Source organism: Pseudomonas sp. GW-45, assembly GCF_056896675.1.
Genome location: NZ_CM167674.1, coordinates 2,982,648 through 2,995,372, shown reverse-complemented (window position 1 = coordinate 2,995,372; position 12,725 = coordinate 2,982,648). Strand labels below are relative to the sequence as shown.

The window sequence follows — 12,725 nt, the reverse complement described above, 5'->3', positions numbered from 1 at the left end:
CCTTGAATCATACCCGACTGATCCCGCCCTGCGAAGCGCTGAACGAGAAAGTAACCATGGTAGAAAATCAAGAACTCCGCAAAGCCGGCCTGAAGGTAACCTTGCCTCGGGTTAAGATTCTGCAAATGCTCGATGGTTCACAAGAGCGTCACATGAGTGCCGAAGATGTATACAAGGCGCTGATGGAGGCCGGTGAAGACGTCGGTTTGGCAACTGTGTACCGTGTTCTGACGCAATTTGAATCGGCTGGTCTGGTGGTGCGCCACAACTTTGATGGCGGCCACGCTGTATTTGAACTGGCTGATGGTGAACATCATGATCACATGGTGTGCGTTGATACTGGCGAGGTAATCGAGTTCTTCGATGCGGAGATTGAGCGTCGTCAGCGCGAAATTGTTGAGAAGCACGGTTTTGAAATGGTTGACCACAACCTGGTGCTTTATGTGAAAAAAGCAGGCAGCAAGTAGTAAGCAAGTGCTATAGCTGTCCGTTTTAACAGCAAAGCCAGACCGTTTAGGTCTGGCTTTGCTGCTTACAGTGTCTGCTTTTAGCTCACAGCTGAGAGCAGCTTGCGTGCGTGCGCGAGAGACTCATCGGTCAAGTCGATACCGCCGAGCATGCGTGCAACCTCCTGCACTCGGGCCTGCTCATCAAGTTGGTCAATACAGGTGCGAGTTTCGTGCTTGGTCTGCTGTTTACTTACAAACAAGTGCTGATGGCCTTGCGCTGCAACCTGCGGTAGATGCGTCACGGTGAGTACCTGGCCGCGAGCGCCCAGCTGGCGCAGCAGCTGGCCAACGATCTCAGCGGTGGGGCCGCCGATGCCCACGTCGACCTCATCGAATACCAGCGTAGGCACACGAGAGGTTTGCGCGGTAATCACCTGAATGCCCAAACTAATACGTGATAGCTCGCCGCCGGAGGCCACTTTGGCTAGCGGCTTGGCTGGCTGGCCTGGGTTGGCGCTGACCAGAAACTCGACCGTTTCTTGCCCGGTAACTGAGTAACCCGCAGCGTCGAGCGGTGAGAGCTGTAGCTCCACGCGCCCGCCCGGCATGCCCAGTTGCTGTATTTCTTTGGTGACTGCTTTGCTCAGGCGTAATGCTTCTTTGTGTCGGCTAGCAGAGAGCTTGTCGGCCAGCTTTTTATAGTGCTCTTGATAAGCGATCAGCTCTTCCTGTAATTGCTCGGCATCCGCGCCACGTTGTTGCTGTGCTTCCAGTTCGTCGATCAGGCGTTGTTGCAAGGCAGGCAGTTCTTGCGGGGTAGTGCGGTGCTTGCGCGCCAGCTCAAAGATCGCGCTCATGCGTTCTTCTACATATTGTTGACGCTCTGGGTCCGCTTCGAAGTGGTCCAAATAGCGCGTCAGCTCGCCGACGGCTTCCTCTATCTGTATTTGCGCACTGGCCAGCAAGTCGTTGGCCTCGCGCAAGTGCGGATTGTGCGCTTTCACACTTTCCAGGCGCTGTAAGCTGGCCGTTAGGGCTTCCAGCACGCTGCCGGCATCGTTCTCGCTGCAGACATTGATGACCTGCTGGCAAGAGTGTTGGATCTGATCGGCGTTGGCCAATTGGCGCTGTTCGTTCTCCAGCGATTCTTGCTCACCGTCTTGCAACCCCAGGTTCTCTAATTCGTCGAGCTGGTAAGCCAGTAGCTGCTGGCGAGCAGCCTGCTCATCGCCTTGCTGGCTGACCTGCTTGAGCGTTTTCTCTGTTTGTTTGCAGCGCTGTGCGGCGAGATGAACCTGGCGCGCCAGGTCGCCTGCGCCGGCGAACTCGTCCAGCAGGCGGCGATGGGTGTCGGTCTTAAGTAGGGATTGGTGTTCGTGCTGGCTGTGTATATCGATCAACATTTCGCCAAGCGCGCGTAGGTCCTGCTGCGGGCAGGGAGCGCCATTGATATAGCCGCGAGATCGTCCCTCTGCGGTAATCACGCGGCGCAAGATCACCTGGTGATCTTCTTGTTGCAGGTCGCGCTGGTTTAACCATTCGCGTGCTTCGGTAATCTCGCTTACATCGAAGGTGGCGAGAATGTCGGCTTTGTCTGTGCCGGGGCGAACGGCGCCGCTGTCGGCACGGCCGCCCAGGGTCAATGCCAAGGCATCCAGCATGATCGATTTGCCTGCACCGGTTTCGCCCGAGATTACACTCATTCCGCCGCGCAGCTCTAGTTCGAGGTGGTCGACAATGGCGTAATTATTGACCGCAAGGTGTACCAGCATGACTCGCGCTCCCTGAGAAAGTGTTCTGGTTATTTATACAGTAGTTTGCTTCGCGTCGACAAGAGGGAGTGTAAAATCAACGTCACTTGCCTAATTCCCCTTGAAGCCGCGAATTGCGACCCCATATAGATTGCCAGTAAGGCTTAAATAGACCTGGGCTGGGCGGTGCAGCGTTCGTATCGACTCTCGCCGTACGCCCCTTTTTTGCATGACAGGAGAAACAGATGGCAGATGAACAGAGACCCGATCTGCAGGATCAGGATGGCCTGGTAGACGAGACCCTGGATACGCCTGAAGGTGATCTTGCGGCCCGCATCGCTAGCCTGGAAGATCAGCTCGCAATTGCTCAGGATCAATCTTTACGCGCAGCAGCTGACGTACAGAACGCACGTCGCCGAGCGGAGCAAGAAGTGGAAAAGGCGCATAAGTTTGCATTGGAGCGTTTTGCCAATGACCTGCTGCCGATTCTCGATAGCCTAGAGCGTGGTATGGAACTGTCTAATCCGGATGACCCAGCCATCAAACCGATGCGTGAAGGCATCGAGCTGACGCTGAAGATGTTTGCTGACACCCTGAGTCGTTTCCAGATTGTGCCGGTGGTACCTGAGGGTGAGCCCTTTAACCCCGAATTCCATCAAGCCATGGCGATGGAAGAGCGCGACAGCGTTGAGCCCAATACGGTCATCAAGGTGTTCCAGAAGGGCTACACCCTGAGTGGGCGTTTGTTGCGTCCCGCCATGGTAGTCGTCAGCAAGGCACCTGTAGAGCCCGCGCCGTCGATTGATGAGCAGGCTTGAAATTAATTTTGATGACCCCATCTAGGGTTCATACACAGAATAAACCTCGCCGCTGGCTAAACGCGGCAGCAATACTCGGAGAATAGAATATGGGCAAAATTATCGGTATCGACCTGGGGACCACCAACTCCTGTGTCTCCATCATGGAAAACGGCGTCGCTAAAGTTATCGAGAATGCTGAGGGTGGCCGCACTACACCTTCCATCGTCGCTTACACTAATGATGGCGAAACCTTGGTAGGTCAGTCGGCCAAGCGTCAGGCTGTTACCAACCCGCACAACACTCTGTACGCAGTAAAGCGTCTGATCGGTCGTCGCTTTGACGAAGAAGTTGTGCAGAAAGACATCAAGTTGGTGCCTTACAAAATCGTTAAAGCTGACAACGGCGACGCTTGGGTTCAGGTCAACGACGAGAAGATGGCGCCACCGCAGGTGTCTGCTGAAGTCCTGAAAAAAATGAAGAAGACCGCCGAAGACTATCTTGGCGAGCCGGTTACTGAAGCGGTTATCACCGTTCCAGCCTACTTTAACGACAGTCAGCGTCAGGCTACTAAAGACGCGGGCCGGATTGCTGGGCTTGAGGTCAAGCGCATCATCAACGAACCTACCGCAGCGGCTCTTGCATACGGTATGGACAAAGCGCGTGGCGACTCCACTATCGTGGTTTATGACCTGGGTGGCGGTACTTTCGACATCTCGGTAATTGAAATTGCTGAAGTGGATGGTGAACACCAGTTTGAAGTACTGGCAACCAACGGTGACACCTTTCTGGGTGGCGAAGACTTTGATATGCGCCTGATCGATTATCTGGCGGATGAATTCAAGAAAGAAAATGGCGTTGACCTGCACAACGATCCGCTAGCCCTGCAGCGTTTGAAGGAAGCTGCGGAAAAAGCCAAGATCGAGCTGTCATCTAGCCAGCAAACCGACGTCAACCTGCCGTACATTACAGCAGATGCAACTGGGCCTAAGCACTTGAACGTTAAAGTGACCCGCGCCAAGTTGGAATCGTTGGTTGAAGAGCTGATCAAGCGCAGCATCGAGCCTTGCCGTGTTGCTATGAAGGACGCAGGTTTGGATATCTCCGAAATCGACGACGTGATTTTGGTTGGTGGTCAGACGCGTATGCCGCTAGTACAGAAAACCGTCTCCGAGTTCTTTAATAAAGAGCCACGTAAAGACGTTAACCCTGATGAGGCGGTCGCCATTGGCGCCTCCATTCAAGGTGCGGTACTGGCTGGTGATGTAAAAGACGTGTTGCTGCTCGACGTGTCGCCGCTTTCTTTGGGTATCGAAACCATGGGTGGTGTAATGACTGCTCTGATCGAGAAAAACACCACTATTCCGACTAAGAAGTCTCAGGTGTTCTCGACGGCTGACGACAACCAGACAGCCGTGACCATTCACGTGCTGCAAGGTGAGCGCAAGCAGGCTAGCCAGAACAAGTCGTTGGGTCGTTTCGATCTGGCCGATATCCCGCCAGCACAGCGCGGCGTGCCGCAAATTGAAGTCGCTTTCGACATCGATGCTAACGGTATTCTTAATGTGTCTGCGAAAGACAAGGCGACCGGCAAGGAACAGTCCATCGTGATCAAGGCTTCTTCCGGCTTGACGGATGAAGAGATTGATCAAATGGTCCGTGACGCTGAAGCCAATGCTGACGAAGATCGCAAGTTTGAGGAGCTGGTAACCACCCGCAACCAAGCTGATCAGTTGGTACACGCGACACGCAAGACGTTGGTTGAGGCGGGTGATAAGGCCACTGAAGAAGAGAAGACAGCGATTGAAGCAGCGCTGACTGATCTGGAAGCAGCTATTAAGAGCGATGATAAAGACGCTATTGAAGCCAAAATCAATGCGCTGTCTGAAGCATCAGGTCCATTGGTACAGAAGATGTACGCCGACCAGGCCCAAGCAGGCCAGGCTGATGCGCAGGCTGCTGACGCCGACGCAGGTAATGATGGCGACGACGTTGTCGATGCCGAGTTCGAAGAGGTCAAGGACAACAAGTAAGTCTTTGATGAAACAAGGTTTTGTGGCTCTGTAGCAATGCTGCGACAGAGCTGCACGCCGACTCTGCCAGGCAACGCGGGAGCTTCTCCCGCGTTGCCGTTTGTGCTGAGCGAATGTGAAGGGAACTGAGTAAATGTCCAAGCGTGATTATTATGAAGTGCTGGGTGTCGAGAAGGGCGCCAGCGAAGCCGAGCTGAAAAAGGCTTATCGCCGCTTGGCGATGAAGTTTCATCCGGACCGTAACCCGGATGATGAAAAGGCTGATGAAAAGTTCAGGGAAGCAACTGAAGCCTATGAGATTCTGACCGACGCCAGCAAGCGTGCGGCCTATGATCAATACGGTCATGCTGGCGTTGATCCGAGCATGGGCGGTGGTGGCGCCGGCTATGGTGGCGGCAACTTCTCCGACATTTTCGGCGATGTATTTGGCGATATTTTTGGGGGAGGTGGCGGCGGTGGTCGTGGCCGCTCCAGCGCTCAGCGCGGTAGTGATTTGCGCTATACCCTTGAATTGGATTTGGAAGAGGCCGTTCGCGGTACCTCTGTGACTATCCGAGTACCGACGTTGGTGGGTTGTGAAACCTGCGATGGTTCAGGTGCGAAGAAGGGTACTACCCCGAGTACTTGTACGACCTGTGCCGGTCATGGCCAGGTGCGTATGCAGCAGGGTTTCTTCTCTGTCCAGCAGACGTGTCCGCGCTGTCACGGTACCGGCAAGATGATCACCGATCCGTGTAAAGACTGTCATGGTGATGGTCGGGTCGAGAAACAGAAAAACCTGTCGGTCAAAGTCCCCGCGGGTGTCGATACCGGCGATCGTATTCGCCTGGCAGGTGAGGGTGAGGCCGGGGTTAACGGTGGTCCGGCGGGTGATCTCTATGTGGTTGTATCAGTGCGCGAGCACAAGATATTCCAGCGAGATGGTAAAAATCTTTACTGCGAAGTGCCGATCAGTTTTGTTGATGCGGCCTTAGGTGGCGAGTTGGAAGTGCCCACGTTGGATGGGCGCGTCAAGCTGAAGATTCCTGATGGAGCGCAAACTGGTAAGTTGTTCCGCTTGCGTGGCAAAGGCGTGACGCCAGTACGTGGCGGCTCAGCGGGTGATCTTTTGTGTCGTGTCGCGGTGGAAACGCCGGTCAACTTGACCAAGCGTCAGCGTGAGCTGTTGGAAGAGCTGCGCGAAACCCTGGAAGAAGAAGGGTCGAGCCAATCACCGCGTGCCAAGAGCTGGTTCGACGGCGTGAAAAACTTCTTTGAAGACATGAAATTCTGAGGCGGGAGCGCAAGATGGTACGCATAGCGGTAATCGGCGCAGCAGGGCGCATGGGCAAAACCCTGATCGAGGCTGTTGGTCAGGCGGAGGGCGCCGCGCTTACTGCTGCCATCGAGCGTCCGGAAAGCTCTTTAATCGGAGCGGATGCCGGAGAACTGGCCGGCGTCGGTCGATTGCATGTGGCGATTAGCGGTAGCCTTCAGCATGTGTTGAACGATTTTGATGTGCTGATCGATTTCACCCATCCCACCACTACGCTCAACGACGTGCAGCACTGTCTCGCTGCTGGCAAAGCAATGGTCATTGGAACGACGGGCTTCAGTGAGGATGAGAAGATGCAGCTGGCTGAGGCCGGTAAGCGTATCCCTATCGTTTTTGCACCGAACTTCAGTGTAGGTGTGAATCTATGCCTTAAGTTGCTGGATATGGCGGCACGGGTCATGGGGGATGATGCTGATATCGAGATCATTGAAGCTCATCACCGGCATAAGGTTGATGCGCCATCCGGAACAGCCCTGCGTATGGGTGAAGTCGTCGCAAAGGCGCTGGACCGCGATTTGGCTGAGGTGGCCGTGTATGGTCGCGAAGGCCAAACAGGCGCGCGCGATGCCAAAACAATAGGTTTTGCGACTGTGCGTGCAGGTGACGTGGTCGGTGATCACACTGTGCTTTTTGCCACTGAGGGTGAGCGGGTAGAAATTACCCACAAGGCTTCCAGTCGTATGACCTTCGCTAAAGGTGCAGTGCGCTCCGCGCTCTGGCTTGAAGGGCGTGATTCGGGCTTGTTTGATATGCAGGATGTGCTCGATTTGAAGGGCTAGTTAAAGGCTAGCCCATAAAAAAGCGCGTATCTGCTTAGGCAGTACGCGCTTTTTTTATGTCTTGCTGCTGACCGGCCTAATTCTTGGCTAGGCTAGCTTGCTCGCTGGATAAGGTATCCAGGGTTTCGATGTTTTTGTGTAGGTAGAAGGCAGCGATAGTCGGTACCCAGTCAGTGTGGTGGTTGATCAGGCGTGGCTGGATAAAGCTGTATTGCTTATCCAGTTGGTTAAATGTGTCTTGATGGTCAGGCAGTAAGCTTTTAAGTTCTGCCGAGCCTTCTGATATGCGCGCGTCCAGGGTGTCGAAAACACCCTCTTGGGCTTGGATGAAGTAGATGCCTACTGAGCTGAACATGTTGTTTTCATACAGCAATAAGATACGACTAATTTCAGTACTCTGTTTGTGCAAGGCCAGCAATGGTGCGGGAGCATCGGTGGTTTCTGCGTTATAGAGCTCGGCCGCGGCGTTTTCTAGCTTGCCGTGGGCCATCATGATGCGATTGACCGTCGCTAGGCCGTAATAAGCTTGCTCGCCTTCGGGGAGTTGCTCTAGCTCGCGGGTCAGGCTGGCAAAGTCGTTATACAGTGGGCGCAGTTCGCCTGGATCGCCCATTTGCCTGAGCAGGCTGTCCATGTCACCTAGGGCTTCACGATATATCTCGCGGTTGCCGGGCTCCCGTACGCGTTCAAAGAGATTGTTGTCGATCAGAATGTACGTGCCTGCGAGGAATCCCTGGCTGCGAAACTCATGTAGTTGCTGCAGTCGCTGGATATCAGCATGGGCGAGTGGCGCCATGAACAGCAATGCCAGCACAAGGATACGTTTCAAGTGCAATACCATGGTGGAAAATCCCCGAGTCCATTTTTGTTTTTGTTGTGTAGCTCAGGCGTTCGGCGATGCTGCCTGAGAGACGGTCTACGCCGCCTACGTCGGGCTGTCGCCCGGCTACAAATGTTCCAAGCCGTGTTTTAACACAGAAGCAGATGAGAATGAAGCCACGTTCTGAGGCATTACGCTGCATCATCCTGTATGGGTATGCTGGTCTCGGGTATGGATATTTTGGGGTCAAGCCGTTAAACTATTGCGCTAATCTGTCTATTCAGCGCGTATCTGACAAAGCCTTTGTGAGCGGGATGTTGTGTTTTACACACTACATTCCCGCTTTTGTGCAGCCCGCGTTTGGTGAAACGTGTCAGTCCTTTCGGAGGTTTTCTTGTCCAAGCCAGCCATTCTCGCACTTGCCGACGGTAGTGTTTTTCGTGGTGAGTCCATCGGCGCCGACGGCTCCAGCGTCGGCGAGGTCGTTTTCAATACGGCCATGACCGGTTACCAGGAGATCCTTACTGATCCCTCTTACTCACGTCAAATCGTTACTCTGACTTATCCGCATATCGGCAATACCGGTGTAACGCCGGAAGATGTCGAGTCAAACAAGGTGCAGGCGGCGGGTTTGGTTATTCGTGACCTGCCTCTGCTAGCGAGCAACTGGCGTAGCAAGCAGTCGCTGGATGAGTACCTTAAAGACAACGGTATTGTTGCCATTGCCGGCATCGATACCCGTCGTCTGACCCGTATTTTGCGTGAGAAAGGCTCGCAGAGCGGCTGTCTTCTGGCCGGTGATGATATATCCGACGAGCAGGCTCTCGAGTTGGCGCGCGGCTTTCCTGGTTTGAAGGGGATGGACCTGGCCAAAGAGGTGTCGGTAAAGGAGTCTTATCAGTGGCGCTCCAGCGTTTGGGATTTGGCGACCGATAGCCATGCTGAGCGTGCAGATGCAGACTTGCCTTATCACGTGGTGGCTTTCGATTACGGCGTGAAGTTCAATATTCTACGCATGCTGGTTGCGCGTGGCTGCCGTTTGACCGTGGTGCCAGCACAAACATCCGCTGCCGACGTGCTGGCGATGAAGCCCGATGGCGTGTTTCTGTCCAACGGTCCGGGCGATCCTGAACCTTGTGATTACGCTATTAAAGCTATTCAAGATATTCTGGAAACCGATATTCCGGTGTTCGGTATTTGCTTGGGTCATCAGCTGCTGGCACTCGCTTCCGGCGCCCAAACAGTGAAAATGGGCCACGGCCACCACGGTGCCAATCACCCGGTTCAAGATCTCGATAGCGGCGTAGTGATGATCACTAGTCAGAACCACGGTTTCGCGGTTGACGAGAAGACGTTGCCGGCCAATCTGCGGCTGACCCACAAATCGCTGTTCGACGGCACTCTGCAAGGCATCGAGCGAACCGATAAGGCAGCTTTCAGCTTTCAGGGTCACCCTGAAGCGAGCCCTGGCCCGAACGATGTGGCCCCTTTGTTCGACCGTTTTATCGATGCCATGAGCAAGCGCGCCTGAGCCCCGGAACACCCAAGGATTTGTTGAAAAGACTATGCCAAAACGTACTGATATCAAAAGCATTCTGATCCTCGGCGCTGGCCCCATCGTTATTGGCCAGGCCTGTGAGTTCGATTACTCCGGTGCGCAAGCCTGTAAAGCGCTGCAGGAAGAGGGGTTCCGGGTCATCCTGGTGAACTCCAATCCAGCCACCATCATGACCGATCCTTCGATGGCTGATGCTACTTACATCGAGCCGATCAAGTGGCAAACAGTTGCCAAAATTATCGAAAAAGAGCGTCCTGATGCTGTGTTGCCCACCATGGGCGGTCAAACCGCATTGAACTGTGCGCTAGATCTTGAAAAGCACGGCGTGCTGGAGAAATACAACGTCGAGATGATTGGTGCCAACGCTGACACCATTGATAAAGCTGAAGATCGTTCGCGTTTCGATAAAGCCATGAAGTCCATTGGTCTGGCTTGCCCGCGTTCGGGAATCGCTCACAACCTCACCGAGGCATACGGCGTACTGGATCAGGTTGGCTTTCCTTGCATCATCCGCCCGTCATTTACTATGGGCGGCACCGGTGGTGGCATTGCATACAATCGCGAAGAGTTCGAAGAGATCTGTAACCGGGGCCTGGACCTGTCGCCCACCAGCGAGCTGCTGATCGATGAGTCACTGATTGGCTGGAAAGAATATGAGATGGAAGTAGTTCGCGACAAAAATGACAACTGCATCATTGTCTGCGCGATTGAAAACTTCGACCCAATGGGTGTGCACACGGGCGACTCCATCACTGTGGCACCGGCGCAGACGCTGACCGATAAGGAATACCAGATCATGCGTAACGCCTCATTGGCGGTGTTGCGTGAGATTGGTGTTGAAACGGGTGGCTCTAACGTCCAGTTCGGCATTTGCCCGGATACTGGTCGTATGGTGGTTATCGAGATGAACCCGCGGGTATCGCGTTCCTCGGCGCTGGCTTCCAAGGCTACGGGCTTCCCGATTGCCAAAATCGCAGCCAAGCTGGCGGTGGGTTACACCTTGGATGAGCTGCAGAACGATATCACTGGTGGTCGCACGCCAGCCTCTTTTGAGCCGTCAATCGATTACGTGGTGACCAAGATCCCACGCTTCGCCTTTGAAAAATTCCCTAATGCTGATGCACGCCTGACTACGCAGATGAAGTCGGTAGGTGAGGTTATGGCCATTGGTCGTACCTTCCAAGAGTCGATGCAGAAAGCGCTGCGTGGGTTGGAGGTGGGCGCTTGTGGCTTTGATCCCAAGGTTGATTTGACTGCGGCTGATGCGCAAACCGAAATAACCCGGGAGCTGACCGTTCCGGGTGCGGATCGTATCTGGTATCTGGCGGATGCGTTCCGCGCCGGTATGAGCATGCAGCAAATTTTTGATCTGACCAAGATCGACCCTTGGTTCCTGGTGCAGATTGAAGACTTGGTTAAAGAAGAAGAGAAGCTCAAGACGCTGGGTTTGGCTGATGTCGACTATAGCTTGATGTGGCGCCTGAAGCGTAAGGGCTTCTCCGACACTCGCTTGGCTCAGTTGCTGGCGGTCAGTGAGAAAAGCCTGCGCCGTCAACGTCACAAGTTGAACATTTTCCCGGTCTATAAGCGGGTGGATACCTGCGCGGCTGAGTTTGCTACCGATACGGCCTACATGTACTCAACCTACGAGGAAGAGTGTGAGGCTAATCCATCCGGGCGTGACAAGATCATGATCCTGGGCGGCGGTCCAAACCGTATTGGTCAAGGCATTGAGTTCGACTATTGCTGTGTACACGCTGCTCTGGCGTTGCGCGAAGATGGTTACGAAACCATCATGGTTAACTGCAACCCGGAAACCGTATCGACTGACTACGATATTTCTGACCGTCTTTACTTCGAGCCAGTCACCCTGGAAGACGTGCTAGAAATCGTTCGGGTTGAGCAACCCAAAGGCGTGATTGTGCAGTACGGCGGGCAGACTCCATTGAAGTTGGCGCGGGCACTTGAAGAGGCCGGCGTGCCTATCATCGGTACCAGCCCAGAGTCTATCGACCGGGCGGAGGATCGTGAGCGCTTCCAGCAGATGGTTGAGCGTCTGAATCTGCTGCAGCCACCGAACGCGACTGTACGCAGCGAAGAAGAGGCCATTCGTGCCGCCAACAAGATTGGTTACCCACTGGTGGTACGTCCATCTTACGTGCTGGGCGGGCGCGCAATGGAGATCGTCTATCAAGAAGACGAGCTCAAGCGCTATCTACGCGATGCGGTAAAAGTTTCCAATGACAGCCCGGTGCTGCTGGATCACTTCTTGAACTGCGCTATTGAGGTTGATATTGATGCAGTGTCCGACGGCAAGCAGGTAGTCATAGGTGCGATCATGCAGCATATCGAGCAAGCAGGCGTTCACTCTGGTGATTCCGCTTGTTCGCTACCGCCATACTCGTTGCCGGCCCATGTGCAGGATGAAATGCGCGATCAGGTTAAGCGCATGGCATTGGAGTTGGGCGTTATCGGCCTGATGAACGTGCAGTTGGCGCTGCAGGGCGACCGTATCTACGTTATTGAAGTTAACCCGCGTGGTTCGCGTACTGTGCCTTTCGTTTCCAAGTGTATTGGTCAGTCATTGGCCAAAATTGCAGCGCGAGTTATGGCGGGTAAAACGCTGGAAGAGATAGGCTTTACCGAAGAGATAGTGCCGAATTATTTCAGCGTCAAGGAAGCTGTCTTCCCCTTTGCCAAGTTCCCAGGCGTTGACCCTATCCTTGGGCCAGAAATGAAATCGACGGGTGAGGTAATGGGGGTTGGCGATAGCTTCGGTGAAGCCTTTGCAAAGGCGCAGCTTGGCTCGGGCGAGGTATTGCCAACCAGCGGTAGGGTGTTCATCAGTGTGCGCGAAGACGATAAGCCGTTTGTAGTAGACGTGGCGCGCGACCTGGTCGAGTTAGGCTTCGAAGTGGTCGCTACCAGCGGCACTGCCAAAGTAATTGAAGCTGCCGGCTTGCCAGTGCGTCGCGTAAACAAAGTGACGGAAGGGCGCCCGCATATTGTCGACATGATTAAGAATGACGAGATTGCCTTGGTGATTAACACCACTGAAGGTCGTCAATCCATCGCTGACTCTTACTCGATTCGTCGCAACGCGCTACAACACAAGGTTTACTCAACCACCACACTGGCTGGTGGGGCGGCGGTATGTACCGCACTACAATTTGGCCCGGAGCGCGCTGTGCGTCGTCTCCAGGATCTGCACAAAGGAATTTGA

9 protein-coding genes are annotated in these 12,725 nt (G+C 54.3%); 7 read left to right on the top strand and 2 right to left on the bottom strand.

Annotation, left to right across the window (positions count from 1 at the left end; all coding sequences use genetic code 11):
- Nucleotides 1-56: 56 nt before the first annotated feature.
- Nucleotides 57-467, top strand: a complete 411-nt coding sequence (gene fur, locus AC1XYH_RS13870; protein WP_483326387.1) for a ferric iron uptake transcriptional regulator — start codon at nt 57-59, stop codon at nt 465-467.
- An 80-nt stretch (nt 468-547) separates the two neighbouring features.
- On the opposite strand, the gene recN is transcribed toward fur, so the two are convergent.
- Complete coding sequence (gene recN / locus AC1XYH_RS13865) at nt 548-2,221, bottom strand: DNA repair protein RecN (protein WP_483323753.1); 1,674 nt, start codon at nt 2,219-2,221, stop codon at nt 548-550.
- 224 nt (nt 2,222-2,445) lie between these two features.
- Between recN and grpE the strand changes: the two genes are divergently transcribed.
- The 4 genes from grpE (at nt 2,446) to dapB (ending at nt 7,124) form a co-directional block, all read left to right on the top strand.
- Nucleotides 2,446-3,018 (top strand): nucleotide exchange factor GrpE, encoded by a 573-nt coding sequence (gene grpE, locus AC1XYH_RS13860; RefSeq protein ID WP_483323752.1) that lies wholly within the window; start codon nt 2,446-2,448, stop codon nt 3,016-3,018.
- Nucleotides 3,019-3,107: 89 nt separating this feature from the next.
- Nucleotides 3,108-5,030 (top strand): molecular chaperone DnaK, encoded by a 1,923-nt coding sequence (gene dnaK, locus AC1XYH_RS13855; protein WP_483323751.1) that lies wholly within the window; start codon nt 3,108-3,110, stop codon nt 5,028-5,030.
- 133 nt (nt 5,031-5,163) lie between these two features.
- A complete protein-coding gene (dnaJ, locus tag AC1XYH_RS13850) occupies nt 5,164-6,303 on the top strand; it encodes a molecular chaperone DnaJ (protein ID WP_483323750.1) in 1,140 nt (379 codons plus the stop codon).
- Between the two features lie 14 nt (nt 6,304-6,317).
- A complete protein-coding gene (gene dapB / locus AC1XYH_RS13845; protein WP_483323749.1) occupies nt 6,318-7,124 on the top strand; it encodes a 4-hydroxy-tetrahydrodipicolinate reductase in 807 nt (268 codons plus the stop codon).
- A gap of 76 nt (nt 7,125-7,200) precedes the next feature.
- Here dapB and AC1XYH_RS13840 read toward each other — a convergent pair whose 3' ends face one another.
- On the bottom strand, nt 7,201-7,953 hold the full coding sequence (locus AC1XYH_RS13840) for a hypothetical protein (protein ID WP_483323748.1): 753 nt from the start codon (nt 7,951-7,953) through the stop codon (nt 7,201-7,203).
- 385 nt (nt 7,954-8,338) lie between these two features.
- Between AC1XYH_RS13840 and carA the strand changes: the two genes are divergently transcribed.
- Complete coding sequence (carA, locus tag AC1XYH_RS13835) at nt 8,339-9,475, top strand: glutamine-hydrolyzing carbamoyl-phosphate synthase small subunit (RefSeq protein ID WP_483323747.1); 1,137 nt, start codon at nt 8,339-8,341, stop codon at nt 9,473-9,475.
- Between the two features lie 34 nt (nt 9,476-9,509).
- Entirely contained in the window at nt 9,510-12,725 is a 3,216-nt protein-coding gene (gene carB, locus AC1XYH_RS13830; protein WP_483323746.1) for a carbamoyl-phosphate synthase large subunit, read from the top strand.

Excerpts from the sequence above, each read along its gene's own strand:
- fur (WP_483326387.1), top strand. The coding sequence starts at position 57 with ATGGTAGAAAATCAAGAACTCCGCAAAGCCGGCCTGAAGGTAACCTTG.
- recN (WP_483323753.1), bottom strand. The coding sequence starts at position 2,221 with ATGCTGGTACACCTTGCGGTCAATAATTACGCCATTGTCGACCACCTC.
- grpE (WP_483323752.1), top strand. The coding sequence starts at position 2,446 with ATGGCAGATGAACAGAGACCCGATCTGCAGGATCAGGATGGCCTGGTA.
- dnaK (WP_483323751.1), top strand. The coding sequence starts at position 3,108 with ATGGGCAAAATTATCGGTATCGACCTGGGGACCACCAACTCCTGTGTC.
- dnaJ (WP_483323750.1), top strand. The coding sequence starts at position 5,164 with ATGTCCAAGCGTGATTATTATGAAGTGCTGGGTGTCGAGAAGGGCGCC.
- dapB (WP_483323749.1), top strand. The coding sequence starts at position 6,318 with ATGGTACGCATAGCGGTAATCGGCGCAGCAGGGCGCATGGGCAAAACC.
- carB (WP_483323746.1), top strand. The coding sequence starts at position 9,510 with ATGCCAAAACGTACTGATATCAAAAGCATTCTGATCCTCGGCGCTGGC.